General features: G+C 71.7%; 24 protein-coding genes. 19 read left to right on the top strand and 5 right to left on the bottom strand.

Going from position 1 to position 25,402, the window contains the following annotated elements; translation table 11 throughout:
* The first annotated feature begins 104 nt into the window (after positions 1–104).
* Positions 105–572: a hypothetical protein gene (locus tag OG811_RS09790; RefSeq protein ID WP_406073565.1), complete on the top strand. Its 468-nt coding sequence runs from the start codon at positions 105–107 to the stop codon at positions 570–572.
* 454 nt (positions 573–1,026) lie between these two features.
* Here OG811_RS09790 and OG811_RS09785 read toward each other — a convergent pair whose 3' ends face one another.
* The gene (locus OG811_RS09785; protein WP_406073564.1) at positions 1,027–1,593 is read right to left on the bottom strand and encodes a hypothetical protein; all 567 of its coding nucleotides are present in this window, start codon (positions 1,591–1,593) and stop codon (positions 1,027–1,029) included.
* Positions 1,594–2,811: 1,218 nt separating this feature from the next.
* Between OG811_RS09785 and OG811_RS09780 the strand changes: the two genes are divergently transcribed.
* The 3 genes from OG811_RS09780 (at position 2,812) to OG811_RS09770 (ending at position 5,616) form a co-directional block, all read left to right on the top strand.
* Positions 2,812–4,170: a sensor histidine kinase gene (locus OG811_RS09780; protein ID WP_406073563.1), complete on the top strand. Its 1,359-nt coding sequence runs from the start codon at positions 2,812–2,814 to the stop codon at positions 4,168–4,170.
* Entirely contained in the window at positions 4,137–4,805 is a 669-nt protein-coding gene (locus OG811_RS09775; protein WP_406073562.1) for a response regulator, read from the top strand. Before OG811_RS09780 ends, OG811_RS09775 begins: the two co-directional genes overlap by 34 nt.
* A 139-nt stretch (positions 4,806–4,944) precedes the next feature.
* Positions 4,945–5,616, top strand: a complete 672-nt coding sequence (locus OG811_RS09770) for a LuxR C-terminal-related transcriptional regulator (RefSeq protein ID WP_406073560.1) — start codon at positions 4,945–4,947, stop codon at positions 5,614–5,616.
* Positions 5,617–5,733: 117 nt separating this feature from the next.
* Here the strand turns inward: OG811_RS09770 and OG811_RS09765 are convergent, their stop codons facing one another.
* The 4 genes from OG811_RS09765 to OG811_RS09750 form a co-directional block, all read right to left on the bottom strand.
* A complete protein-coding gene (locus OG811_RS09765) occupies positions 5,734–6,414 on the bottom strand; it encodes a LuxR C-terminal-related transcriptional regulator (protein ID WP_406073558.1) in 681 nt (226 codons plus the stop codon).
* A gap of 97 nt (positions 6,415–6,511) precedes the next feature.
* Positions 6,512–7,264: a hypothetical protein gene (locus OG811_RS09760; RefSeq protein ID WP_406073557.1), complete on the bottom strand. Its 753-nt coding sequence runs from the start codon at positions 7,262–7,264 to the stop codon at positions 6,512–6,514.
* 28 nt (positions 7,265–7,292) lie between these two features.
* Complete coding sequence (locus OG811_RS09755; RefSeq protein ID WP_406073555.1) at positions 7,293–8,027, bottom strand: sulfotransferase family protein; 735 nt, start codon at positions 8,025–8,027, stop codon at positions 7,293–7,295.
* Positions 8,024–8,848 (bottom strand): inositol monophosphatase family protein, encoded by an 825-nt coding sequence (locus tag OG811_RS09750; protein ID WP_406073553.1) that lies wholly within the window; start codon positions 8,846–8,848, stop codon positions 8,024–8,026. Before OG811_RS09750 ends, OG811_RS09755 begins: the two co-directional genes overlap by 4 nt.
* A 180-nt stretch (positions 8,849–9,028) precedes the next feature.
* On the opposite strand from OG811_RS09750, the gene OG811_RS09745 reads away from it, so the two are divergent.
* The 15 genes from OG811_RS09745 to OG811_RS09675 all read left to right on the top strand — a co-directional run bounded on the left by OG811_RS09745 (position 9,029) and on the right by OG811_RS09675 (position 25,359).
* Positions 9,029–10,393: an aspartate aminotransferase family protein gene (locus OG811_RS09745; RefSeq protein WP_406073552.1), complete on the top strand. Its 1,365-nt coding sequence runs from the start codon at positions 9,029–9,031 to the stop codon at positions 10,391–10,393.
* Positions 10,390–11,424 (top strand): Gfo/Idh/MocA family protein, encoded by a 1,035-nt coding sequence (locus OG811_RS09740; protein ID WP_406073551.1) that lies wholly within the window; start codon positions 10,390–10,392, stop codon positions 11,422–11,424. The genes OG811_RS09745 and OG811_RS09740 overlap by 4 nt, the downstream gene beginning before the upstream one ends.
* Positions 11,421–12,575, top strand: coding sequence for a hypothetical protein (locus OG811_RS09735; RefSeq protein ID WP_406073550.1), 1,155 nt, complete (start codon positions 11,421–11,423; stop codon positions 12,573–12,575). The genes OG811_RS09740 and OG811_RS09735 overlap by 4 nt, the downstream gene beginning before the upstream one ends.
* A 115-nt stretch (positions 12,576–12,690) precedes the next feature.
* Positions 12,691–14,463 carry a fatty acyl-AMP ligase gene (locus tag OG811_RS09730; RefSeq protein ID WP_406073548.1) on the top strand — a complete coding sequence of 591 codons (1,773 nt, stop codon included), beginning with the start codon at positions 12,691–12,693 and terminating at the stop codon, positions 14,461–14,463.
* A 1-nt stretch (position 14,464) separates the two neighbouring features.
* The gene (locus tag OG811_RS09725) at positions 14,465–16,186 is read left to right on the top strand and encodes an acyl-CoA dehydrogenase family protein (RefSeq protein ID WP_406073547.1); all 1,722 of its coding nucleotides are present in this window, start codon (positions 14,465–14,467) and stop codon (positions 16,184–16,186) included.
* Complete coding sequence (locus tag OG811_RS09720) at positions 16,186–17,892, top strand: acyl-CoA dehydrogenase family protein (protein ID WP_406073545.1); 1,707 nt, start codon at positions 16,186–16,188, stop codon at positions 17,890–17,892. Before OG811_RS09725 ends, OG811_RS09720 begins: the two co-directional genes overlap by 1 nt.
* Positions 17,889–18,161: an acyl carrier protein gene (locus OG811_RS09715; protein ID WP_396861134.1), complete on the top strand. Its 273-nt coding sequence runs from the start codon at positions 17,889–17,891 to the stop codon at positions 18,159–18,161. The genes OG811_RS09720 and OG811_RS09715 overlap by 4 nt, the downstream gene beginning before the upstream one ends.
* Positions 18,158–19,087: a 3-oxoacyl-[acyl-carrier-protein] synthase III C-terminal domain-containing protein gene (locus OG811_RS09710; protein ID WP_406073543.1), complete on the top strand. Its 930-nt coding sequence runs from the start codon at positions 18,158–18,160 to the stop codon at positions 19,085–19,087. The genes OG811_RS09715 and OG811_RS09710 overlap by 4 nt, the downstream gene beginning before the upstream one ends.
* Positions 19,088–19,097: 10 nt before the next feature.
* The gene (locus OG811_RS09705; RefSeq protein WP_406073542.1) at positions 19,098–20,477 is read left to right on the top strand and encodes an ATP-grasp domain-containing protein; all 1,380 of its coding nucleotides are present in this window, start codon (positions 19,098–19,100) and stop codon (positions 20,475–20,477) included.
* A complete protein-coding gene (lysA, locus tag OG811_RS09700; RefSeq protein WP_406073541.1) occupies positions 20,474–21,730 on the top strand; it encodes a diaminopimelate decarboxylase in 1,257 nt (418 codons plus the stop codon). Before OG811_RS09705 ends, lysA begins: the two co-directional genes overlap by 4 nt.
* A gap of 34 nt (positions 21,731–21,764) precedes the next feature.
* The gene (locus OG811_RS09695; protein WP_406073539.1) at positions 21,765–22,040 is read left to right on the top strand and encodes an acyl carrier protein; all 276 of its coding nucleotides are present in this window, start codon (positions 21,765–21,767) and stop codon (positions 22,038–22,040) included.
* Between the two features lie 5 nt (positions 22,041–22,045).
* On the top strand, positions 22,046–22,879 hold the full coding sequence (locus tag OG811_RS09690; RefSeq protein WP_406073538.1) for a hypothetical protein: 834 nt from the start codon (positions 22,046–22,048) through the stop codon (positions 22,877–22,879).
* A complete protein-coding gene (locus OG811_RS09685; protein WP_406073536.1) occupies positions 22,876–23,529 on the top strand; it encodes a hypothetical protein in 654 nt (217 codons plus the stop codon). The genes OG811_RS09690 and OG811_RS09685 overlap by 4 nt, the downstream gene beginning before the upstream one ends.
* A complete protein-coding gene (locus OG811_RS09680) occupies positions 23,526–24,683 on the top strand; it encodes an acyl-CoA dehydrogenase family protein (protein ID WP_406073535.1) in 1,158 nt (385 codons plus the stop codon). Before OG811_RS09685 ends, OG811_RS09680 begins: the two co-directional genes overlap by 4 nt.
* Positions 24,676–25,359, top strand: a complete 684-nt coding sequence (locus OG811_RS09675; RefSeq protein ID WP_406073534.1) for a 4'-phosphopantetheinyl transferase family protein — start codon at positions 24,676–24,678, stop codon at positions 25,357–25,359. The genes OG811_RS09680 and OG811_RS09675 overlap by 8 nt, the downstream gene beginning before the upstream one ends.
* Positions 25,360–25,402: the final 43 nt, after the last annotated feature.

Genomic DNA, 25,402 nt, shown 5'->3' with positions numbered 1-25,402 from the left:
AAGTGACCCCTGGCTGACATCAATTACGTGCTGGCACTGATGTGCCCTGCCGTCCGGATTCCTAGTGTTGATCTCCATAAGGGCAAGCAATGGAGGGGGACAACATGAGGTTCGCAACGGTATCGGCCCGGCTGGCAGCGGCGGCGGCCGTGGCAGGCAGCGCGATGGTCGGTGTGACGCCGGCACAGGCGGCGACCACCAGCACGATCGTCTGCCAGGAGACCAAGCAGGTCGAGGAGGCGTCGTACGACGTCAACTCCGGCTGCTCGTTGAAGGACGGCGACCGGGTCCAGATCAGCGCTTACGGGCAGATCTGGGCTGGGGTGTGGTTCACCGGGGAGAACGGTCCACAGGGCTGGACGAACATGGCCAACGACTCGAAGTTCCCGATGACGAACGCCCGCGCCTTCTCGCTGCTGGCCAAGACCAATGGCAACTACCGTTCCGTCGGGACTGGCACGATGTTCACCTACTACGGCACCGGCAGCCCGCTGTACCTGCGGATCAACGACGACAAGCCGGGCAACGGCAACGGTGCTTTCACCGCTGACGTCACGGTCACCCGCGGCTGAGCTGACGTCACGGCGATCCGCTGCTGACAGGTGCGGGTGTGGCTCGGCAAACGACCGTTTCCCGAGCCACACCCGCCGCCAGCTCCGCACGCCGGTCGAAACGCAGGGCCCGGCGAAGCGGGGTGCCCGGCTTGATGTGGTTGGTGTAGACGCGCCATTGCTGGTGGTAGCAGGGCCGGCATGACCGGTTCAGATGATCATCGAGGTTCTCGACGCCTTGTTGATCGTCCGAAGTGAGTCATGCCCGCCCTGCCATCATTGCTGATCTCGTCTGTGTCCGCCGCATCGGCGGTCACCCTGCCCGAAACCGCTGCTGGGCTGCCCGCGGCGCTGGCAGGTCTGCCGGAACGCCTGTCCGCAGGTCGCAAGTAGCGATCGACAAAATTCAGGTACACCGTCTTGACACTCCCCCGTACACCCGAAATGTCGAGCAGTTCCTCATCCCCCACCTTGCCTAGAGTGGATAGGTGCGGGCCACGGCCAGCATCTTCGAGCTGTGCGAGCCGACGATCCCGACGTCGGGCGGGCGGGGGCGGAAGCCCGGCAGGGCGTCCAGGCCGTCGCTGGCGTCCATCGCGCGCAGCGCCACCTGCCCCGCCTTCGGCGCGACGGTCAGGGTCACCTCGACGCCCTCCGGTGGCGGGGCGTGGAAGACCACGCCGAAGCCCCAGCGGCCCGCGCCGCCCTCCACCGGGACCGGGCGGCCGGCCACCTCCGCCCGCAGCACCGTCGCCGTATCCGTGTCCACATGCAGGGTGGTCAGGCGGACCTGCCGCTGGGGGACGAGCCGCAGGCGCAGGGTGCGCTCGGTGCCGGCGGTGGTGTCGGCGAGCACCTCCAGCTTCGGGGCGGGCAGGTTCGCCGCCTGCGCCGGGCCGGCGCGCAGCTCGGCGTCGCCCGCCGGTACGGCCGGAGCGCCGAGGTCGAGCGGGCGCAGATGGCAGCCCGACGCATCTCCCCAGCAGACCGCTTGTAGTCCTCGCTGCGATAAGGCCTCGTTCTCCGGGAGGGGCTTTCGCAATGCACAAAGGTTCTACGGCGGAAAATGGCACATTTTGACAGGGTCAGTCCGTTGGTGACCAACAATGGCACAAAAGGGGCACCACCCTTTTGCTGCGCACTCCTCTCGAAATGATATGTGCTGCTCAATATATATGCATGCTCCTCATTGTGGCCCTTTTCGGCACCCCGCTCTGCCACGCTAAACACTGCTTCCAGAGCGCACAATGGTTGCTTGCCCTCCGTAGTGCGCAGGCGTTCGCCCTTTACAATTCCGCACTGCTAACCCTCCGACCCCCGTGTTAGCTCTCGTGGGCCGCTGCTGCCTACGCGCTGTAGGCAAGGCAGTGCGTGCAACAATGGCACCACGTCGTCCCCGTTGATCAAGTTAGTCGTTGCGTGGGTCTCGCTACGCAGCACGCGGACCGGCGGTTCGCGTGGTTGCCCACGACATGCAGGCGTTGCTTTGCGCGGGATACCGCGACGTTGAACAGGTTGGGCCGGGAAGCGGCCCACTGCCGGGCGCCGGGCTTCGCCGGGTTGCCGCCAGGGACAAACAAGACGATCTCGGCTTCCTTGCCCTGCACGTGTGGGCCGTGCCGTGGACAAGCTGCAGGTTTCGGCAGCGGCTCACATCGGGCTGCCGAGAGGTGCCACCCTCGCGCTGCCTGATCGGGCATAAGGCGAAAAGGCGTGGAATCGGGCCGGTGCCGGTTCCGGGAACCGCTGCGCTGCCGGCTGGGGGCGGGCGGCGGGAACTCGAAGACGCGTGCCGCAGGATGGAATTCGATGCGCTACAGCTGGAGCTGAGCGGATGGGAGGGTACGGCGACCTGCTGGTCCGAATGGGAGGGCAATTCCACCAGACTCGTAGGTGATATCGGTTAACGGCTCAGCGAGCTGTCCGGTTCGAGTGCTTGGGGCCGCTACGGCGGCTGTGGGTGAGTAATGACCGCTTTTGCGAGAAACTCTTATGCAATTACGGCCCCCCGATTAATCGACGATTGCGATAGTGTTGCTGTCGACCGTGGAGACCGATCCGGGCGGATTGATCATCTTTAGGCGTCGCGTCGCGACCGTCGAGCGAGCGTTCGTCAGTTTCACCACCGTCCAGTGGTCGGCTCCCATCGGCACCGACCGCAGGGGGACGATTGGTCTGGCTTCCGATGCTCGGCAGAGTCAGCCGAGTCGACGCGGGACCAGCGTTGCGGAGCGCGGCTGTCGCATTGCTGGTCTGTGTGATGTTGGGCGGGAGCCTGGTCGCCACGGTTCGGGTGATCCAGTCCGGTGATCCGGAGACCACGCTCTTCGTCGCTACCGCTCTGGTTCTGGTCTGTTCCTACGGCACCGCCGGGATGATCCTGATCGGGTCGACCGCCGACACGTTGACCGGCATGCTGTTCTTCGCCGTCGCGGTGGTCTGGCTGGCCCGTAGCACCGGGCCGCTGCACGGCGTGACGGGTACCGGCATGGCAGCCGTCGCGCACCCGCTGATCTGGATTCTCCTGGTGGCCATCCTGGTCACCCAGCCGCACAGCCGCACGCGTACCCGGGCGGACCGCGTCCTGCTGGCGGCCGCGCTCGGCGGGCTGCCGCTGCTGATCGTCGACAGCCGTGCCGCGCCGGCCAGCCCGATCGACCCGTGCCTGGCCTGCCTTCCCGCGCCGGGCTGGGCCGCCGAGCCATACCTGCCGGTGGCCGCGCGGCTGGTGGTCTCGGTGGTGGCGATCTGGCTCGCCGTCCACCTGATCCGGCGGTGGCAGCGCGCGCAGCGGATCGTCGCGCTTCCGGGCGTGTTCATCTGTCTGCAGGTGAGCGCCGCAGCGGTGGTGCCCATGTTGACCATTCCGTCGCATGTGGCCTGGCTGGTGGGCAATGCGGCAGGTGTGGTCCTGCAGATCCTGATACCGCCATTGGTCCTGCTCGCCAACGCCCGCGGTTGGCAGGCCGACGCCGCGCTCTGGGAAAGCCGGTACGAGCAGGAGGCGCGGAACGGCCGGCACCGGGCGCGCAGCGAGATCGAACGGGACCTGCACGACGGCGCGCAGCTGCGGCTGATCAACGCGACACTGCTGTTGCAGATGGCGCGCAAGACGATACGGGATACCGCCGAGGCCGACGCCCACCTGGATACGGCGGTCACTGAGCTGACCATGGCACTTACCGAGTTGCGGCTGCTGAGCCGAGGGCTGCGGCCGCCCGCACTGGATCGGCGTGAGCTGCACGAGGCGCTGGCCGCGTTGACCGCCAACACGCCGGTGACGGTGCGGATCGAAGGGCGTCCTCGTCTGGTTCCGCGTGCGGTGGCGGAGGCCGCCTACTTCGTCGTGGCGGAGGCGTTGACCAACGCGGTCCGGCACGGTGGCGCCTCGACGGTGGTGATCCGGATGCGCATGGAGCAGAACTGCCTGCACCTGGAGGTGTGCGACGACGGCTCCGGCTCGACCCGGACCCTTGCCGACGATGACTGTCTGAGCCACCTCAGCCGCCGCGCTGAAGCACTCGGTGGCCGGCTGGAGCTGGAGAGCCGACCCGGGGTCGGCACGACGCTACGGACGGTGATCCCGTGCGCATCGTCATTGCAGACGACGCGGTGCTGATCCGGGAGGGCTTGTCAGCCCTCCTGCGGCAGGCCGGGATGACCATGCTCGCGGCGGTGAAGGATGCGCACGAACTGCTGGACGCGGTGGCCGTGCACCGTCCGGACGCGGTGATCGTCGACATCCGGATGCCACCGACCTACACCACCGAGGGCCTGGCCGTCGCCGAGCGGATCCGGCGGGACTACTCCGGCATCGCGGTGCTGGTCCTCTCCATGCACATCGAGACGGAGTACGCGCTGGCGATCGTCAACTCAGGCGAGGGTGGCGTCGGATACCTGCTCAAGGAGCGCATCCTCGACGTCGAGCAGGTGGTCACCGCGTTGCGTGAGCTGGCGAACGGCGGAGCGGTCATCGATCCGGCCCTGGTCGAGGAGCTGATGGCCCGGCGCCGGACGGGTGGCCGGATCGACCGCCTGACCGTCCGGGAGCAGGAGGTGCTGGCGCTGATGGCGCAGGGGCTGACCAACCGGGCGATCGCCGACCGCCTGCGTCTGAGCAGCAAGACCATCGAGTCATACGTGACCAGCATCCTGGAGCGGCTGCAGATCGACGCGGCGGAGGGTGTGCACCGGCGGGTGCGGGCGGTGCTGATGTACCTCCGGTCCAACAGTTCCGCCGGTTGGGGGCCGTAGCGCGGGTGAGCCGGTGGAAACCCGGCTCGGCGAGGCAGGGATTCCCCGGTACCCGCGAAGTTCGCCGATCGCTACGTTTCAATCACTGTCCGCTTGGCGCATGCCGGCGTGCGTGCGACGGCAACTCGGGGGAGAGATGATGCAGGACGGGGCCATAAAACCGGAGCCGAAGGCCATCGGGGCCGAAGGCGTTGGCTGGCGTCTGGCGACGCGGGTGATCAGAGCCGCGCGCGACGAGGTGCTCGCGCTGATCCCGGCCAATTGTGCACTGTTGTCCGATCAGGAGCCGGGCCGGGCCTGGCCGACCCGGGTCGGATGGTCCGGCGCCACCCAGGTGCGCGCGGTGGTGGCCGGGGAGACCCTGCTGGACCGGGTCGCCCGGCTGCAGGCCCTGCTGGGCGTTGGGGCCGACGTGCGGAGCGGCAAGCACTCGCCGACTCTGATGGTCGTGCTGGACCGCAACCTGGCGATCGTGTCGCGGGGCGGGGCCGCGTCACCGCTGGCCGTTCGCTCGCCCACCGCGGTGCAGGCGTTGGTGACGATCTTCCATCACCACTGGTCCGAGGCTCGGGCGGACGAGAGTGACCTGCACGGCAGGCTCAACCCGCTGCAGCGTGACGTGCTGCGGCGGTTGGCCAGCGGGGCCACCGATGACGTGGTCGCGCGGGCGCTGGCGGTGTCCACCCGTACGGTGCAGCGGCAGGTCACGCAGATCATGCAGATGGTAGGTGCCCGGAGCCGGCTCGAGCTCGGCATCAAGCTGGCCGTGCACGGCCTCTACGAGCGGCCCCCGCTACCACAGGCGGTCTGAGGACACCACGGGGGTGGCGGTGCCGGAGCGGTGCCGCCACCTTCGTGGTCTCCGCGCACGTCCACCCGGGTGCTGATCGGCCTTCGGACCGGGACCTCACAGCCGTCCCGGCCCGCCCTACGCGCACTCCACCAGGCCGGAGCGTATGGCGGTGACCACCGCCGACGTCCGATTGGTGCAGCCCAGCTTGAGCAGCACCCCGGCCACCAGCCGCTTCGCCCCGTGGTCGGAGATCTTGAGGCGCCGGGCGATCTGCTTGTTGCTCAACCCCTCGACCAGCAGCAACAGCGTCTCGTGCTCGCGCGGCGTCAGCGTGATGGGTGCCATCGACGAGGGCGTACGGCGAATGCCGGCCCGGGCCAGCAGTTGCTGCGCCAGGACCGCGGGCATCGGCACCTCACCGGTCATGATCGCCCGCAGCGCGTTCTCCAGGGTGCGACCGGACAGGTCCTGCTGGAGCAGGAAGCCGTCCACCACGACGCCGTGGGCCAGCACCGCCTCGGCGGCACGGGCGTCGTGGATCAGCATGACGATCTTGCTTTCCGGGGCGATCAGCGCGGCGGCCGCGATGCCCCCGACGCCGTCGGCCGCGTTGACGACGAGCACTTCCGGTCGCTGGTCGACGGCCTCGGTCAGCAGCTCGGGCATCGAGCGGTAGGCGCGGACGGAAGTGGTCAGGGCCAGACCGCGGAGTGCCACGCTGAGGCCGTCCCGCAGGATGTCATTGATCATTACCAGTGCGATGCGCAGGCTTGCCGACTCGCGGTGCGGATGGTGCTCGACGATCGTCGCGGTCATGACCGCGCTCCTCTCACTCGGAGTCACACGAATCATCGAAACGGACGACGGCACGCTCCATCCAGGACCATGTCTCGTTCCGGACATGCTCCGGAGGTCAATCGCCGTGACAGGTCTCCAGCAGGCTGCCGAGCACCTTGCCGAACTCCGGCGAGGCCAGATAGTTGCGAGCGCCGCGCAGCCGAGGGTCGCAGTCGAGTGACACCTTCCCGGTGACGCCGGCCGGACCGGTCCCGGCCGCCAGGAGCAGTGTGTCCTGCACGTCGGTGAGATCCACCCAGGTGGCCGGTCCGGACGCGGGCGGTCCCACGGCCGGGGGATGCGGTGCGCCCAGGGTGATCAACGCCGGAGCGGCGGCACCGGCATCGGCCAGGGCCAGCGCGGCCGCCACCCCGCCCAGGCAGTGGCCGATCACAATCTCGGTGTCCGGGGCGAGTGCCGCGCGTACGTCGTCGATCGCGGGGTGCCCGGCCGCCGGGCCGGTGGCGAATGCCCGCACCTGACGCAGGGTTCCGGTCAGCTCCTCGGCGGTCAGGCCGCAGAAGTATCGGGACCAGGCCAGGCGGGCGGCCAGCGCGTCCTCGCCGATGGGCTCCGCCCCGGCTTCGGTGTCGAAGGTGGCGGCCCGCCAGCAGCGCCTCAGCAGTGCGGCCTCGGCGGCCGGATCACTGTCACCGAGGGCCGGCACGCGGTCCGGGGCATCGAGGTTGACCAGGGTGGCATCCGGTGCCACCGCCGGGTAGCCGGCCAGCGCCAGGCCGTCCTCGACGGAGCTGATCCACTCCCGGCGAACCGAGTCGTCGGAGCGCCGTGGTCCGCCGGTGCCGTGCACGATGAGCAACCGGGACATCCGTTCTCTCCTCTCAGACGAAGCCGGTTCAGGCGATCCCGGGCAGCCGGTAGCCGTACCGTTCGACCCGTTCGGCGAGGTCGACGAGGTCGTCGTCGGCCCCCGGGCCCTGCCGCCAGGCCCGCAGGTACCGGGTGTTCGTGTCCCGGTCCAGGTCGCCGACGTCGAAGGCGGGTGGGATGCCGGCGAAGGCCGCGATGGCCTCCAGCGTCCGGTCCGGGTCGTCCATCAGGTCCTCGTAGCGGACGGTCAGCAACGCGTCGAGGTGCGTGGCGTCGGCCCGGGCCAGCTCATGGGCGTGCAGCCAGTGCTCGACGAGCTGCCGCACGGTCAGCGCCGGCGTCCACTTCCGGGTGCTCATCGCCACCCCCACCGGATGCCGGGTGACCAGCACGAACCGGGAGCCCGGGAAGAGCCGCTGGAAGAACCGGAAACGCAACAGGTTGGGCGGCGACTTCTCCAGCAGGACCGGTCGGCCGGGATCCAGGTAACGGCCCCACTGCTCGCGCAGCAGGCGGGCGGTGGCCGGGGTGGCCAGCTCGTGGTGCTCGGTCATGTGCGCCCCGGGCGCGTACGCGAACCGCCCCGGACCGCCGTGCTGCTCGTCGTAGGGGCAGATCGTCTGCAGGTACTGACCCTCGTCCATCGGCGCGCCGGTCTGCCGAAACCCGGTCACCTGCGGATTCGTGCCGACAAGCGTGGCCAGCAGAGTGGTGCCGCTGCGGTGCATGCCGCCCATGAACAGAAAGCGCCGGTGTGTCACACGGTCTCCTCGAAGCCATAGTGGTGCAGGGCCTCGCCGACCGCGTGGCCGAGGGTCGCGTACGCCGGGGCCCACGCGACGAAGCCGCCCCGCCGCCGGGTCGGCAGCGGATCAGGGTGACTCAGGTAACCGCCGCCGGTCGCGGTGACCAGCGCCCGCCCGGCCGCGGTGTCCCAGTCGTAGACGTCCGCGTTCGCGGCCAGGTCGGCGCGACCAGCCGCGACGTACGCCAGTGCCAGCGCGGACGAACCGAGCCGTCGCACGTCCGCGGCGGCGGTAAGCAGCGCGGCCAGCAGATCGGTCTCGGTGGTGGCCGGCGGCCCGCCGGCGTTCGGGATGTCGCACAGCACCAGCGGTGGCGCCGACGGCGCGGACGTACGCGCGGGCAACTGAGCGCCGTTCAGCCACGCGCAGCCGTCCGCCGCGGTGAACAACTCCTCGCGCATCGGGTCGTAGACGCAGCCGCCCACGGTATGACCTCCGATTCGCAGGCCGATCGACACGCAGAAGAACGGGATACCCCGGACGAAGTTGTAGGTGCCATCGATCGGGTCGACGAGCCACACCGGATCATCCGCCCCGATCGCGGTGCCGTTCTGCCGGCCGCCTTCCTCACCCACCACCGTCGAGTGTGCGGCGGCGCCACCTAACGCGGCGCGGATCAACTCCTCGGCGGCCAGGTCGGTCCCGGTCACGACGTCGTGGGCCGCCCCCTTCGTGGACGCATCCATCGGGTCACCGAACCGCTGCCGGATCAGGCGGCCGGCGTCCACGGCGGACTGCGCTGCCACGTCGATGAGGTGCTGCACGGTGCTGGTCACGGCGCCACGCTAACCGGTCCCCCCACGGTGCCGCGCTGCCCGGACGTGCCAGCCGTCCGGGCATGCCCATTCGTCGTGGCCGATCGAGGCTCCCGAGCTCGCCGCCGGATCCCGAGCATGGGCGGAAGCGGCCCGCGGTCGGCGTGACCGGTGGATCGGCCGCACCCGAGAGGCGGAGCGATGGCAGAAAGTTCAGGCGACGGCCGACGGTTCGGGCGTACGCCCGACCGGCCGCGTGGTGCTCAGCACTGGGCCGCTGAGCAGGAAGTGATCGGCCCCGGCCTCCAGGCCGTCATGCTCTGGGCGCAGTTGTGCGTCGAGTCCGCCGCCGGCGCGGTCCTGGTCGACACGGACGGCAACGAGATCATCGACTTCCAGGGGGCCGGCGGGGTCAACTCGATCGGCCACGCCAACCCACGCCTGATCGCCGCCCTCACCGCCGAGCTGGCCACCGCGCCGGCCGGGGCGTTCGGGTCGGCCGGCCGCCGGGCGATGGCCGAGTCGCTGCGCGAGTTCCTGCCGCCGCCGCTGGACCGGATCCAGCTCTACAGCGGCGGCACCGAGGCGGTGGAAGCGGCGCTGCGGCTGGCCAAGTCGGTCACCGGCAAGCACGAGTTCCTGTCGTTCTGGGGTGGCTTCCACGGCAAGACGCTGGGCAGCCTGGCACTCACCGCCGGGGCGCGGGCCGGTCTCGGGCCGCTGCCCTCGGGCTATCTCAGCGCACCGTACGCCAACTGCTACCACTGCCCGCTCAAGATGACCTTCCCGAGCTGTGGCTACGCCTGTGTGGAGACCGTGCGGGACACCATCAAGGAGAACTCCACCGGCTCGCTGGCGGCCCTCGTCGTCGAGCCGGTGCAGGGCCGGTCGGGCAACGTGGTGCCGCCACCGGGCTACCTGAACGCGCTGGCCTCGGTCGCCGGCGAGTTCGACGCGTTGCTGATCGTCGACGAGATGATGACCGGTTTCGGCCGTACCGGTGAGTCGTTCGCCTTCATGCGTGACGAGGTGGTGCCGGACATCATCACGGTCGGCAAGGGGATGGGCGCCGGATACCCGGTCACCGGGGTGATCTCCACCGCGGAGCTGATGGCCGCCAGCCCGTTCTCCGACCCGAGCGCGAGCTCGTCCAGCTTCGGCGCGTTCCCGCTGGCCTGCCGGGCGGTCGCCACCACCACCGACGTGCTGGTCGACGAGGACCTGCCCAGCCGGGTGGGCAAGCTCGGCGCCGAGATGCTGGCCGCGCTCGAGCCGCTGATCGACGAGTCCCCGCTCGTCGGCGACGTCCGGGGCGCCGGGTTCGCGATCGGCGTCGAGCTGGTCGCCGACAAGCGGTCCCGCCGGCCGCTGGACAAGGGCGCCTTCCGGGAGACGTTCCTGGCGCTGCTCGACGCCGGGGTGCTGGTGATGACCGGGGGCACCACGCTGCGCCTCTACCCACCGCTGAACGTGGACGCGGAGCTGGCCGAGCAGGCCGTCGAGATCATTCGCCGCGTGTTGATCGACGGCGCGGCGCCCCAGCACCTCGAGGAGGGACCGGCATGAGGATCGCCATCATCGGGTTCGGCACTGCGGGGGAAGGGCGACTGCACGCATATCGTACGGTCACCGCCGGCCGGGTCGTCGCGGTGCTCGAACCGTCGCCGGAGCGGCGGGCCCGGGCACTGCGGCTCGACCCCGGCCTGGCCACCTACACGACGCTGGCCGAGCTGCTCGCCGCCCAGCCGGTGGACGCGGTCGACATCTGCACCCCACCGAACCACCACGTCGAGCTGGAACGCGAAGCGCTCGCCGCCGGTCTGCACGTGATCTGCGAGAAGCCGGTCGCGGTGCGCACCGACGAGGCACTCGACCTGATCAACCTGGCCCGGGACCGGGGCCGGCTGCTCTACCCCGCGCACAACTACGGGTTCTCGCCGATGATGCGGGTGCTCACCGGCGCGGTCATCGGCGGGCGGCTCGGCGGTCCGCTGCGGGCCCGGTTCCAGATCGCCCGTGACTCGCACGCCCGCGGGGTGCCCGGATGGCAACCGGACTGGCGTCGGGACATCTCGGTGGCACGGGGTGGGATCATGCTCGACCACGGGACGCACTGCGCGTACATGGCCACCCAGGTCTTCGGCGAGGCGCCGCGGACGGTCTCCTGCGTCGCGCAGTGGGCGGACGGCGACGCCGCCGGCGGGATGGACGTGGCCGCCCGGCTGGACCTGGAGTTCGGCGACGGCGGGACCTGCGAGATCGATCTGAGCTGGGTCAGTGACACCCGGTCGAACCGCTATCTGGTCAGCGGCCCGGACGGCACGGCCGACGTGCACGACGGGGTGGCCGAGGTGCGCACGGCGGACGGGGTGGAGCGCACCGACCTGGCCCCGCCGAACCGGGACCAGACCCACCAGGAGTGGTTCGGCGGCATGTTCGCCGACTTCGCCGGCCTGATCGCCGCGGGCACCGGCTGGGACCGGCCGATGCGGGAGGTCGTCACCACGACGGCGCTGATCGAGGCGGCCTACCGGTCGGCGACCCGCGGTGGGGAGCCGGTCGTCCCGGCCGGCCTCTCGGCCGCGGAAGCGCGGTGACGGCCACCGAGATCCGGCTCAGCGTGGCGATCATGCACCACCCGCGCCGACGGGAACGCATCCCACCGCTGGTGCGCGACTGCGCCCCGCTGACCGCCCGGGTGGTGACCGATCCGGACCCGGACGGAGTGCCCAGCCCGTTGCGTACCGCCAAGGTGGCCTGGCGCTCCGTCGCCGAGGGCGCCACCCACCACCTGGTGCTGCAGGACGACATCCGGCTGGTCCGGGGCTTCGCCACCCAGGTGCACCGGGCGATCTCGGCCCGTCCGAAACACGGCATCTCGCTCTACTCGCACTGGGACAGCCCGCAGAACTCGTACCTGGTCCGCCGCGCGGTGATCGCCGGCTGGCCGTTCGCGCCGTTGTCGCTGTTCGAGTGGACCCCCACCCAGGGGTTCGTCCTGCCGGTGACGTTGGCCCGGGAGCTGGCCGACTACCTGGCCGGCATTCCGGACGACGTCAAGGACGACGACGAGATGGTGGTGATGTTCTGCCGGGAGGCCGGCATCCCGGTCGTCGGGACCGTGCCGCACCTGGTCGACCACCGGTTCGATCCGACGATCGTCGGGCATCCGGGCCGGTTCCACGCCACCGTGTTCCTGCCGGCCCCGGCGCTGTCGCCAGCGTACTGGCAGTTCAGCGCGAGCGCCGAGGAGGCCCTGGCACGGCGGTGCCGCTCCGAGGAGAAGCTGCCCTACACCGTGCAGCTGCATCGCAGCCGGTGCCTGCTGCGACCGCTACGGCCGGGCACCGGGGAACCGGTCGAACACGGTTTCGGCTGGTACTGGGCTGATCACTGCGGCCTGGTCGGGGTGACCGTCAGCCAGGTGGTGGACGGGTTCGACCGCCTGCTCGGGGTCACCGGCCTGCCCTCGGGCCTGCACTGGCGACTCGCCTTGGAGGTGTGGGCGGCCGGCTACCTGCTCGGCGCGGACGCGGTGACGGTCCGCCGCGGGGAGGCGGACGGGGTCTGGCCGCCGGCGGCCGTCGGGGCCGGGCTCGCCCAGGCCGCGATGACCAGTTGGATCACCTCCGGCCTGGCAGAGCCGGACGCCTCCGGTCTGACCACCGAACAACGGGCGGCTCTGGTCGCCATCGGCCTGGCCGGGGTGTCGCAGGGCTGGCTCGGCGGCTGGCAGGAGACGCCGTGACCGCCTGGCATACCTGTTCGGCTACCCCAACCGCCCGCTCGATCGAGCCTTCTGCACATGCCGGCTCCGGCGCGACGCTGGTCCGGCACGCCACCGACCCGCGGGGGAGCGCCTGATGCCTGACCACGAAACGTTCGTCGACCTGCTGCAGGAGCGTGCGGCCGCCCACCCGCGGCGACCGGCGTTGATCTTCGACGCCGATCCCGGACAGGGCGACGCCGCGGTGCGCACCGTGCCGTGGGCCGACCTGGCCGCCCGGGCCCGGCAGATCGCCACGCTGCTCGCCGGCACCGTCCGCCCCGGTGACCGGGTGCTCGTGCTGAACGAGCCCGGCACCGCCTTCGCCGAGAACTTCCTCGGCGTCCAGCACGCCGGGGCGATCCCGGTCCCGGCCCCGCTGCCCGACGGATACCGTCGGCAACGGGAGCGGCTGGCCGGCATCGCCCACAACGCCCAGGTGGCCGCGGTGGTCACCGACGCCGCGGCCCTCGCCGCGGTCCGCGAGTGGGCGGCCGAGTGCGGGCTGTCCGACGTACCGTGCCTGGCCTTCGACGACGTCCCCCTGGAGCGGACGACGGCGTGGCGGCGGCCGGCCATCGACGAGTCCACCATCGCCTTCCTGCAGTACACCTCCGGCTCCACCAGCGACCCCAAGGGCGTCGTCGTGGACCACGCGAACCTGCTGCCCAACCTGCGGGCGTTCAACGAGATCCTGGGTACCGGCGAGGGCGTACGGGTCGGCGGCTGGCTGCCCATGTACCACGACTTCGGCCTGATCGGACAGATGCTGGCCCCACTCTCGCAGGGTGGCTGCAGCGTCGGGATGTCGGCCACGACGTTCCTCAAACGCCCCGGCACCTGGCTCCGGCTGATCGACCGGCACGACATCGAGGTCTCCCCGGCACCGAACTTCGCGTACGACCTGTGCACCCGGCGGATCACCGACGAGCAGATCGCCGGCCTCGACCTGTCCCGGTGGAAGCGCGCGGTCAACGGCTCGGAACCGGTGCAGGCGGCCACCCTGGCCGCGTTCGGCCGTCGATTCGCCGCCGCCGGGCTGCGACCGGACGCCATCTGCCCCGGGTACGGCCTGGCCGAGATCACGCTCAGCGTCAGCGGCGCCACCATCGGTCGCCCGCCGGTGGTGCTCACGGTCGACGGCGAACAGCTGGAACGGCACATCGTGACACCGGTCGGCGCCGGCCACCCGGAGCCGGTGCGCGAACTGGTCAGCAGCGGCGAGTCCACCCCGGAGTTCGACATCAGGATCGTCGATCCCGTCACCCGGCTGCCGCAGCCGCCGGACCGGATCGGCGAGATCTGGCTGCGCGGCGCCAGCGTGGCCCGGGGCTACTGGGCCAACCCGGCGGCCACCCGGGAGGTGTTCGACAACGAGCTGGCTGACGGCGAGGGCGGCTTCCTGCGTACCGGGGACCTGGGCCTGCTGCGCGACGGCCAGCTCTACGTGACCGGCCGGATCAAGGAACTGCTGATCGTCAACGGCCGCAACCTGTACCCGCACGACGTCGAGGTGGCGGTGCGCGCCGTGGACGAGAGCCTGTCCCGAGGTGTCGGTGCCGCCTTCACCGTCGAGGTGCCGCACGAGGAACTCGTCGTGGTGCAGGAGTGCCGGGTCCGGTCCCTCGATCCGGCGGCCCGCGCCGCCGTGGTCACCGCGATCCGCCACGTGTTGTCGCGGGAGTTCGGGACCGGCGCGGTCAGCGTGGTGCTGGTCCGTCCCGGTACGGTGCCCCGCACCACCAGTGGCAAGATCCAGCGTGGCCTGGCCCGGATGCTCTTCCTGACCGGCGCCCTCGGCGTCGAGCACGAGCAGCTCACCGACGGCGTGCGGGCCGCGCGCCGGGCCGGCGACCGGGTGCGGGCCTGAGATGGCCGCGCCCACCCTGCCCTTGGCCGCGACCGTGGCCCGGCAACTCGACGAGCGGCTCGGCGACCCGGACGACGCCGACGTCGTCTTCAACCACGCCCGGGTCGCCGCCGCGGACGAGATCGAGGAATTCCCGGCGGAGATCTGCGAGCACCTGGACCGGCTCGGCCTGCCGGCGCACTACGTGCCGGCGGCGTACGGCGGCGAGCTGCGCGGCTTCGACACCCTGGTACAGGTCCTGCGGGTGATCGCGCGCCGGGACCTGACCACGGCCATCGGGCACGGCAAGACGTTCCTCGGCGCGGCCTCGGTCTGGGCCCGGTCGCCGCGGGACGAGGCGGACCGGGCGCAGGCCCGTATGCTCGCCGGCACGATCCTGGCCGGGGTGCCCGTCTGCTGGGCGCTCACCGAGCCGGGCCACGGCAGCGACCTGCTCGGCGGCGAGGTCTCGGCGGTCCGGCACGACGACGGGTACCGGGTGACCGGGACGAAATGGCTGATCAACAACGCCACCCGGGCCGGTGTGGTGTGCCTGCTGGCGCGGACCGACCCGGACGGTGGGGCACGCGGGTTCACGGTGCTGCTCGCCGACAAGCGGGAACTTCCCGCGCACTCGTACCGGTGCCTGCCCAGGGAGCCGACCCACGGCATCCGGGGCGCCGACATCAGCGGGATCGTCCTCGACGACGCGCCGGTGCCGGCGACGGCCCTGGTCGGTGCGCGTGGCACCGGCCTGGAGACGGTGCTGCGCGCCCTGCAGCTGACGCGTACCACGTGTGCCGCGTTGTCGCTCGGCGCGGCCGACCACGCGCTGGCGCTGGTCCGGCGATACCTGACCGACCGCCGGCTCTACGGCCGGCGGCTGGCCGACGTGCCGTACCTGCGGCGCGGGGTGGGCCGACTGCACACCATGCTGTTCCTGGCCGAGGCGGTGACCGCCCTGGTCACCCGGGCGGTGACGGCGGAAACGGAGGAACTGGGCGTGCTCGCCCCGGTGCTCAAGGCCTTCGTGCCGGAACTCACCGAGCAACTGATCGGGGGGTGCGGCGAGCAGCTCGGCGCCCGCGCTTTCCTGACCGGCATCCCGGACTACGGACGCTTCCAGAAGGTGGAGCGGGACCACCGGATCGTCGGGATCTTCGACGGCAGCACCCCGGTCAACCGCAACGCGCTGATCAACCAGTTCCCGCAACTGGCGCGGGGCTGGTCCGCTGACCCGGTGGACGTGGCCCGACTACGGTCGCTGGCCGACCTGCGGGTCCCGGTGCCCGAGCTGGACCCGGACCGGATCTCGCTGGCCGGCGGTCGTGGGTGCCTGCCGTTGCGCGGGCTGGCCGCGGCGGTGGCGGCCGTCCGCGCGGCCGGCGGCCCGTCGGCCCGGGCCGAGGCGCTCCTGGCCGCGACAGAGCTGCTGCACACCGAACTCGCCGGGTACCGCCCGCGGCCGCACGACGTGGAACCCGCCGCCTACGACCTGGCCCACCGCTACGAGCTGTGTGTGGCCGGCGCGAGCGCGGTGCACCTGTGGCTGCACAACCACGAGCACACCGGCGCCGACCCGCTGTGGGCGGACGGACTGTGGCTCGACGCGGCGCTGACCTGGGTGCTGCACCGGCTCGGTGCCGCGCCGGACCACCCCGAGAGCTACGACCGGGTGTACGCGTCCCTCGTCCCGGGCCGTCGCCCCTCCGTGCTTGATCTCGACGGCACCGAGGAGGCGTGATGACCACAGTGCGGGAGCTGGAGAGCCGCTTCGGTGACCCGTGGGACCCGGCGAACCCACTCGGGAACCAGGCCGTGCTGGCGGCCGACGAGCGGCAGGAGATGTTCGCCGACGGTGAGCGGATGCTCGGCGACTTCGGGCTCAACGCCGAGTTCGTGCCGGTCGCCCGGGGCGGCCGGATGGCCGGCCTGGACCGGCTGATCCGGATGATGCGCTCGGTGTTCCGGCGGGACCCCTGCCTGGGCCTCGGTTACGGCGCCAGCTCATTCATCGCCTCGGTCAACGTGTGGGCCGGCGGTGACGAGGCCCAGCAGCGGCGGCTGGCCGAGCTGCTGCTCTCCGGCCGGCGGGTGGCGTCCGTCTACCACGAGCTGGCGCACGGTAACGACTTCGCCCGGGTGGACTTCCGGGCCGACCCGGGCCGGCCGGGCGAGCTGCTGCTCACCGGCCGCAAGGAGGTGGTCACCAACGCGCAGCGGTGCAGCGCGATGGTGATCTTCAGCCGCACCTCGGACGCGACCGGTGGCCGCAGCCACACCCAGTTGTTCGTGGAGAAGGACGCGCTGCCCCCGGGCGAGCTGCGGTATCTGCCCCGGTTCCCCAGCAGCGGGATGCGCGGGGTGCAGCTCGGCGGGATCGAGCTGGACCGGTGCCCGGTCGACGCGAGCGTGGCGCTCGGGCCGCTCGGCTCGGCCATGGAGGTCGCTCTGCGTTCGTTCCAGCTGACCCGGACCGGGCTGCCGGCGATGACGCTGGGCGTGCTGGACACCGGCCTGCGTGCGGTGCTGCGGTTCGGCGAGGACCGGTGGCTGCGCGGACGGCCGGTGGGCGCGATGCCGGTGGTCCGTACCGCCCTGGCTGAGGCGTTCGTGGACCTGCTGATCGCCGACTGCCTGTCCACCACCGTCGCCCGCGCCGTGCACCTGCTGCCCGAGGACACCAACGCGTACGCCTCGGCCGTCAAGTACGTCGTGTCCGGCCGGTCCATCCGCGCCATGGCCCGGCTCGGTGAGCTGCTCGGCGCGCAGAGTTACCTGCGCACCGGCGAGTACGGCATCTTCCAGAAGTTGCAGCGCGACCTGGCCCCGGCAGGATTCGGGCACGCCGCCCGGATCGCCTGCCTGGCCACCATCCTCCCGCAGCTCCCCCGGCTGGCCCGGCGCTCCTGGGCGACCGGCCAGGAGCCGCCGCCCGCTCTGTACGACCTGGGCGCCGATCTCCCGGCACTGCCGTTCGACCGGCTCCGGATCGCCTCGACGGCCGACCCGCTCACGGCGCAGCTGCTCACCGCCGCCGAGGCGATGCCGGCCGGCGATGACCGGCTGCGCGGGCTGGTCCGGCGGTTCACCGACGAGCTGGCCCGGCTGCGTTCGGCGGCGCTCGGCCTGCGTCCGGTGGACCTGGCGATCGGTGGGGACCCGGCGGCACTCGACCTGACCGCCCGCTACACCGCGGTGCTGACCGCCGCCACCTGCCTGAACCTCTGGCTGGCCGAGCAGCGCCGCCCCGGAACCTTCCTGGCCGACCCGGCCTGGGTGACGGCGGCCCTGCTGCGGCTGGCCGGCGAGTTGGACGGCACGTCCCGGTCGCTGCCGGCCGCGCTGGCCGGCCCGATCCACGCGGAGCTCGCCGGCCGGTATGCCGCCGGCCGGGCCTTCGATCTGTCCGACAGCGTGCTGCCCGACCTTCCAAGGAGCCGGAATTGACCATCTTGCCGAACCATCGGGCCGCCGGACAGCTCCGTCCGTGGCTGCAGGACCGCGTCGCCGATTTCACCGACCGGGACCCGGCCACCATCGACACCGCCGCGCCGCTGGCCGACCTGGGCCTCGACTCGGTGTACGCGCTCGCGCTCTGCGGCGAGATCGAGGACCACCTCGGGGTGCCCCTGGAACCGACCATCGTGTGGGACCACCCGAGCATCGACGCGCTCACCGAGTACCTGTCCGGCCTGCCGCTGGACGCCGGGACATGACCGCCCTCGAAGCGGTCTCCGCCTACCTGCCGCCGCAACGGGTGCCGATCGACTCGCTCGCCGGCGAACTGGGACTGACCGACACGCAGGTTCGGATGTTCCACCGGTACTACGGACTGGCCGAGGTGCTGCGGGAACCGACCGGCACGATCACCGACCTGATGCTCAACGCCGCGGCGAAACTGTCCGAGCTGCGGGGCCGCGAATCCCAGGTGCGGTACGTGGTGCAGGCCCGCACCCTGCAGGCGATCGCGCCGTACCCGGAGGATCCGCTGCACGACGTGGTGACGGCTCTCGGCCTGCGGCACGCCCAGGCCTTCGCGGTCACCCAGCACGCCTGCGCCTCGGGCCTGCTCGCCGTCGAGATGGCCGGTCGGCTGCTCGCCGAGGACGGCGATCCCGGCGCGCTGGCCCTGGTCTTCGTCGGTGAGAAGGCGTTCACCCCGTCGGCCCGGATGATCCCGGGCACCGCCCTGATGGGGGAGGGGTGCGCCGCCGTCCTGGTCGGCAGTGGCCGGCGCGACCGGCTGCTGTCGTACGCCTCGGCCACGCACGGCGAGTTCAACGCCGGGCTGTCCCTGACCGCGGAGATGTCCCTGGAGTTCCAGCAGCGCTATCCGGATGCGCTCGCCGAGGTGATCCTCGCGGCGGTGGCGCGCGCCGGGATCACCGTCGCCGACCTGGACCTGGTGCTGCCGCACAACGTGAACCGGGTGTCCTGGGTGCGGGTGGCGCGCAAGGTCGGGATCCCGGTGGAGCGCCTGTTCCTGGACAACATGCCGGTCACCGGCCACTGCTTCTGCGCCGACTCCTTCCTCAACTACGTGGCGGCCCGCGACCTGGGCCGGTTACGGCCCGGCGACCGCTACCTGATGGCCGCGGTCGGGCTGGGCTCGACCTTCGCCGCCACGGTCTTCGAGCACTGATAGGACCGCTATGGCGACGACACTGGAACCTTTTGTCAGACGACTGCGGACGGCGCTGCTGGGCACCGACCGGACCCCCCTGGTGTTCCTTGGCAACTTCGAGGTCGAGCAGCGGTGGGGCGGTGACGAGCCGGGCCTGCCCCGCATCGCGCTGACCGCGGGCGACGCGATGGTGAACCGGATGGACGAGTTCGCCCTGCTGCTGGCCGGCCCGGACGACTACGTGGTGCTCAAGGACCAGCCGGACCCGGAGCACCTGGCCTACCTGGAGACGCTCGGGTGGGCCCTGCCGCATCTGCTGATCACCGACCGGCAGGACCCGCACCACACGGTGACCCAGGACGCGCTGGACAGCCCGGCCCTGCTGGCCCGGTTGTCCGCCCTGGCCGGGGCGGCCGCGATCGTCCCGCACGGGGTCTCCGGAGACGAGGAGGCGCTCGCGGCGCGTACCGGGGTGGCGCTGGCCGGGTCGCCGGCGGCCGTCTGCAAGGCCGTCAACGGCAAGATCTACAGCCGGCGGATCGCCACCGAGCTGGGGCTGCGTCAGTCCGCGGGCTGGACCTGCGAGACCGTCGAGGAACTGGACGAGGCGGTGGAGCACGCGCGGGCTCTGCTCGCGGCCGGGCGGCCGGTGGTGCTCAAGGACTCGTACGGGGTGTCCGGCAAGGGCCTGCTGCTGATCCGGGACGAGGCGCGCCTGGACCAGATCCACCGGACGCTGCGTCGCCGGGCCGACCGTTCCGGCGATCACCGGCTGGCGCTGCTGGTCGAGGAGTGGGTCGCCAAGACCACCGACCTCAACTATCAGTTCACCGTGTTTCGCGACGGCGGGGTGCACTTCGACTTCGTCAAGGAGGCGGTCACCGCCAACGGCGTACACAAGGGCCACCGGATGCCGGCGGGGCTGACCGCGCGGCAGCTCGCGATCGTGACGCACAGCGCCGCGGTGCTCGGCGCCCGGCTCGCCCGCGACGGCTACCACGGCGTCGTCGGGGTGGACGCGATGCTCGACCCGGAGGGCGGCGTCTACCCGGTCGTGGAGATCAACGCGCGTAACAACATGTCGACCTACCAGGTCGGTCTCCAGGAACACCTGGTGCCGGCGGGCTGGTGCGCGCTGGCCCGGCAGTACCCGCTGCACCTGGCGCGGCCGCTCCGCTTCGGCGAGGTCCGCGACGGGCTCGGGCCGTGGCTGCTGAGCGGCGCCGGCGAGGCCGGGATGGTGGTGCAGAACTTCTCGACGGTGAACGCCCTGGTGCGAGAAGGCGCGGGGGCCGCCGACGGCCGCCTGTACGGCTTCCTGACCGCGCCGACGGCCGGCGAGTTGATGGCGATGGACGGGGAGATCGCGGGCCGCCTGGCGGCCGTGGCGGAAGGAACAAGACGGTGACCGGAGAAGTGGCGATCCAGGGCGTTGCGATGTCCGAACTGGCTGAGCGGTTCGGCACGCCCCTCTACGTATACGACGGGGACAGCCTGCGCGGGCAGTACCTGGGGCTGCGCGAGCGGCTGCATCCGGCGATGGAGATCTTCTACTCGCTCAAGGCCAACCCGAACGTGGCCGTCTGCGCCCTGCTCGGTTCGCAGGGCGCCCGGGCGGAGGTGTCGTCCATGGTGGAGCTGCGCACCGCACTCGCCGCCGGGGTGGCTCCGGGCGACATCATCTTCCTGGGCCCCGGCAAGAGCCGCGCCGAACTCGAGGCGTGCCTGTCCGAGGGCGTCTTCGCGCTGGTCTGCGAGTCGTTCGGGGAACTGGCGGTGATCGACGAGTTGGCCCGGGAGCGGGGCGTCATCGCCCCGGTGATGCTGCGGGTCAACCCGAGCTTCGCGGTCAAGGGCTCCGGCCTCACCATGGGCGGCAGGCCGCGCCAGTTCGGGATCGACGAGCAGCAGCTCTTCGACGAGGCCGACCTGGTCAAGAACCATCCCGGGGTACGCGTCCTGGGCGTGCACGCCTACCTGGGCACCCGCATCCTCGATCCCGAGGTGATCGCCGAGAACGCCCGCCGGATCATCGACCTGGCCGAGCGGCTCGCCGATCGGCTGGACTTCGTCCTGGAGGCGGTCGACGTGGGCGGTGGCCTCGGCGTGGCCTACTTCCCCGGGGAACCGGATCTCGACCCGGCCGCGGTCGCCCGCCTGCTCAACCCGGTGGTCGAGGCGTTTTGCGCCGCGCACCCCGGGGCCCGGCTGCTGCTGGAGCTCGGCCGGTACCTGACCGCGCCGTGCGGCACCTACGTCACCCGGGTGCGGTACGTGAAGAGTTCGATGCAGGAGCGTTTCGCGGTCACCGACGGCGGCACCAACCACCACATGGCGGCCGTCGGCATCGGCTCCTTCGTCAAGCGCAACTTCCCGATGCGGCTGCTCAACCGGGCCGGCACGGACGCCGGCCCGTGGAACGTCACCGGCCCGCTGTGCACGCCGAACGACACCGTCGGCCGCAACGTGGAACTGCCCGAGCTGCGGCCGGGCGACCTGGTCGGCGTGCTGCGCTCCGGCGCGTACGGCCCGAGCGCCTCACCGGTGCTCTTCCTCAGCCACGGCCACCCGGCCGAGGTGCTGGTGGACGGCGGCCGAGCCCGACTGGTTCGCCGCCGCGACACCGTCGAGGACCTGCTCGGCCCGCAGATCCTCGACTGACGACCCATCCCGACCGGCAAACAGGAGAACCGCCATGACCATGGCTTCGGAAGCCACCGTCGACCGCGCCGCGGTCGTCGACCACGTGATCGACGCCGTTGTCGCGGTGCTGAACCGCGACTCGGTCCAGGTGACTGAGCAGACCCGGCTGATGGACGAGCTCGGCCTGGACTCCACGAACGTTCTCGAGCTGCTCATGCACCTCGAGGACCGGCTGGACGTCGTGATCGACTCGGACACGCTGGAGCAGCACCACTTCGAGTCGGTCGGCACCCTCGCCGACTACGTCCTCGAGCAGGGCCTGGCCTGACGCCGATGTTCCTGTCCATCGCCCCGGCCCCGCCGGCCCGTACGGGCCGGCTCCGGCCGGCTCAGGTGATCGCCCGCCGGTTCGACCCCGACCCGGAGCCGTACCGGGACGATCCGTTGCTCGAGGAATACCTCTCGGACATGACCGAGCTGTACGGTCGCCGGTTCGACCGGGATCGGCACGCGGCCGCCGGCCGGAACTCGTTCACCGAGATGGCGGATTGCCTGGTGCGCGATCTTGACCTCGCGGTGCCGGTGGATCTGATCGCCATCGCGCACTCCACCCCGGACGCCGACCCGCGCCGGGTCACCGCCTGCTACCTCAACGAGCTGGTGCACGGCGATCCCCTCGCCTTCGCGGTGTCCGATCAGGGGCCGGTGGCGGCGTTCACCGCCCTGCGGCTGCTGGGGACCTACTCCGGCGACTTCCCGGGCTGCCGGGCGTTGCTGCTGATCCTGGAGCAGACGACGATGCCGTACGAGGTGGTCGTGCCTCGCTATCCGGTACCCGGGCACGACGTCGGGGTGGCCGTGCTGTTCGAGCCGGCCGGCTCGGACGGGGCCACCGTGCACCAGTGCCCGGACGTCTCGCCCGCGGCGGCCGGGACGCTGCTCGACGAGCTGGTGCCGGCGGATGCCGTCCTGATCGCCGGCCCCGGCCTGACCGCCGGCCGTCCGGTGGTGCCGGCACCGGATCTGGGGGCGGCCGGTGTCTGGGCCGAGTTCGCCCAGCGTCGGGCGGGCACCGCCGGGCCGATCGCGGTGGCGGACCACGACCCGGTGTCGGGCACCCTCTGCGTGGCGGTCTTCGCCGGCTCGGACCCGGAGGCGCGGTCGTGAGCGCCGACCAGGCCCGCCGCAGTGCCCGGACCCGCGGGCTCACCGCCACGCTCACCACGATGCACGACACGCTGGCGGACCGGGTCCTGCCGTGCGGCCCGACCGGGTGCTGCGTGTTGCCCGAGCCGGCGCTGCACGACGCCGGCCGGGTCTGGACCGGGGGCACGGTCGCCGCCCTGGACCCGGTTGCCGTCGAGCGGCTCGGCACGGTCGAGACACCGGACGGCCGGCTGGCGGCTGTCCGCTACCGGGGCGCCCCCGGTCCGGCCGGTGCGCCGGCGCCCTGGCCGGACTGGTTGGCCGCGCTGGCCGGGCTCCGGCTCGGGCTGTCCGAGGCACTGCTCGATGTCACGGTCGCCCACCTCGGCGACCGCCGCGCCGGGGACACCCCGCTGCTGCTGCAACAGCTGATCAAGGGCGCTCTGGCGGACGTCGTCACCGAGCAGATCGAGATCAAGGTCCGGCTGACCGGTATGCCGCCACCGGCCGGATCCCTGGCCTCCCTGCATCGGCAGATCACCATGGCCGACCGGATGCTGCTGCGCCTGCTCGGGGCCAGCGGGTTCATCGCGGACGGGCCGGGCGCGGTGGTCAACGCGTCGGAGTTGCTGGCCGACGCCTGGATCGGTGGAGAGGGGTGGGCACCGTGATCGAACTGGACGACCGACTCGGCACCGCCCGGGCGCACGCCCGGGACTGGGCGCGCGACCTGCGCTCGACGGCGCTGGAGCTGGACCGTGACCCGGACACCGTGTACCGGTGCCTGGACAACCCGGCCGTACGGCACCTGTCCACCATGCTCATTCCGGCGCCGTGGCTGCCGGACCGGACGCTCATCGGTGGGTACCGGTTCGACGGCATGACCGCCATGGAACGGGTGGTGTTCGCCGAGGAGATCGCCGCCGGTGACGCCGGCATGATGCTCGCGTCTCCCGGTGCCTCGCTGTCCGGGGTGCTCATCGATCTGCTCGCCGACCAGGAGCAGAAGGAGTGGTTCTACGGCCGGCTGCTGGCCGCGCCGACCTGGACCTTCTTCGCGTTGACCGAACCTGATCATGGATCGGATGCGGCTGCGATGGGTACGACGCTGGACCCGGACGGCGAGGGGGGCCTGCTCCTGCGCGGCGCCAAGCGCTACATCGGCAATGGCGCCCGTGCCCAGGTCGGCGTCGTCTTCGCCCGGGACCGGCCCGGTCCGCTCGGTGCCACCGCGGTAATGGTCGAGACCGGCGCGCCCGGCTTCAAGGCCGAGCCGATCCCGACGATCGGCCTGCGCGGCGCCCAGCTCAGCGCGATCACCCTGGACGGCGTGCCGGTCCCGGCCGGTCGGGTGCTCGGGCGTCACCTCAGTCCCACCCGGCGCGGGGTGTGGAGCGGCGTGCAGATGTTCAACCGGCTCCGACCGGGCGTGGCGGCGATCGCCCTGGGCATCGCCCGGTCCGCGCACGACTACGTCACCGAGCGGCGCGGTTCGCTGTCCAAGGCCGACCGGCTGCGCTGGGAACGGACCGGCCAGCGGATCGACGGCGTGCGACAGCTCATCTGGCAGGCTGCCTCGATCGTGGACGCCCAGCCCGCCAACGGCCACCTGGCGTCGGCGGCGAAGGCCCGGGCGGCCCGACTGGCCGAGGAGGTGACGCTGGAGGCGCTGGAGTACTTCGGTCCGGGCGCACGGCTGACGCAGCCGATGTTGGACAAGCTGATCCGCGACGCCCGGGGGGTGGAATTCATGGAAGGTACCGGCAACATCCAGCGACTCAACACCTTCCAGGGCCTCGTCCAGGGCAAACTCGGCCGTGACTGAGCCGGGCGGCGTCGACGTCTGGACCGTCCACCTGGACCGGGATGTCGACGCCGCCCGCTGGCTCAGCGCGGCTGAGCTGCGGCGTGCTGCCGCCATCGGCGACCCGGACGGGCGCCGCCGCTTCGTCGTGGCGCACGCCGCCCTGAACGGGATCCTCGCCGGCCGGCTGGACCTGCGGCCTACCGCGCTGCCGCTGCGCCGCAACCCGCGAGGGCGGCCGTACCTGCCGGGCGGGTCGCTGCATTTCAGCCTGGCGCACGCCGGGGAGCGGGCGCTGATCGCGGTCGCCGGCCGGGAGGTCGGCGTGGACCTGGACCGTCCCCGGTTCGGGCTGGATCCGCGGCGGATGGCCGCACGCTTCTTCACCCCCGCGGAGGCCGCCCGGGTGGCGGCTGCGGGCACCGAGGCCTATGCCGCGTACCTGCGGTTGTGGACCCGCAAGGAGGCGTGTGTCAAGGCCGCCGGCGCGCGGCTGGCGCTCGGGCTGCGGCTGCCGGTCCCCGGCGTGGCGAGCGGGGCGGTGGTCCGCGATCCGTCCGGCCGGCTGCCCGGCGCCTATTTCCTCCGGGACCTGCCCGACCACGGCGCCTTCCGCGGTGCCGTGGCGCTGGCCGGAGCGGATCCCGCACCCTGCCACCACCGCGAGTTCCACCGCGATCTCCGGCGGACACCGTGACAGACGACGACGGGGGAGCCGGACTCCGGCTCCCCCACCGCCT

The organism is Micromonospora sp. NBC_01638 (genome assembly GCF_045209745.1).
In the GTDB taxonomy this organism is placed as follows: Bacteria; Actinomycetota; Actinomycetes; order Mycobacteriales; family Micromonosporaceae; genus Micromonospora.
This window is presented reverse-complemented; position numbering and strand designations above follow the sequence as displayed.

Coding starts and splice junctions, on each gene's coding strand:
- OG811_RS09705 (WP_406073542.1), top strand. CDS start 19,098: ATGGCGACGACACTGGAACCTTTTGTCAGACGACTGCGGACGGCGCTG.
- OG811_RS09780 (WP_406073563.1), top strand. CDS start 2,812: ATGTTGGGCGGGAGCCTGGTCGCCACGGTTCGGGTGATCCAGTCCGGT.
- OG811_RS09770 (WP_406073560.1), top strand. CDS start 4,945: ATGCAGGACGGGGCCATAAAACCGGAGCCGAAGGCCATCGGGGCCGAA.
- OG811_RS09720 (WP_406073545.1), top strand. CDS start 16,186: ATGACCACAGTGCGGGAGCTGGAGAGCCGCTTCGGTGACCCGTGGGAC.
- OG811_RS09760 (WP_406073557.1), bottom strand. CDS start 7,264: ATGTCCCGGTTGCTCATCGTGCACGGCACCGGCGGACCACGGCGCTCC.
- OG811_RS09695 (WP_406073539.1), top strand. CDS start 21,765: ATGACCATGGCTTCGGAAGCCACCGTCGACCGCGCCGCGGTCGTCGAC.
- OG811_RS09730 (WP_406073548.1), top strand. CDS start 12,691: ATGCCTGACCACGAAACGTTCGTCGACCTGCTGCAGGAGCGTGCGGCC.
- OG811_RS09740 (WP_406073551.1), top strand. CDS start 10,390: ATGAGGATCGCCATCATCGGGTTCGGCACTGCGGGGGAAGGGCGACTG.
- OG811_RS09765 (WP_406073558.1), bottom strand. CDS start 6,414: ATGACCGCGACGATCGTCGAGCACCATCCGCACCGCGAGTCGGCAAGC.
- OG811_RS09745 (WP_406073552.1), top strand. CDS start 9,029: ATGGCAGAAAGTTCAGGCGACGGCCGACGGTTCGGGCGTACGCCCGAC.
- OG811_RS09690 (WP_406073538.1), top strand. CDS start 22,046: ATGTTCCTGTCCATCGCCCCGGCCCCGCCGGCCCGTACGGGCCGGCTC.
- OG811_RS09790 (WP_406073565.1), top strand. CDS start 105: ATGAGGTTCGCAACGGTATCGGCCCGGCTGGCAGCGGCGGCGGCCGTG.
- OG811_RS09725 (WP_406073547.1), top strand. CDS start 14,465: ATGGCCGCGCCCACCCTGCCCTTGGCCGCGACCGTGGCCCGGCAACTC.
- OG811_RS09710 (WP_406073543.1), top strand. CDS start 18,158: ATGACCGCCCTCGAAGCGGTCTCCGCCTACCTGCCGCCGCAACGGGTG.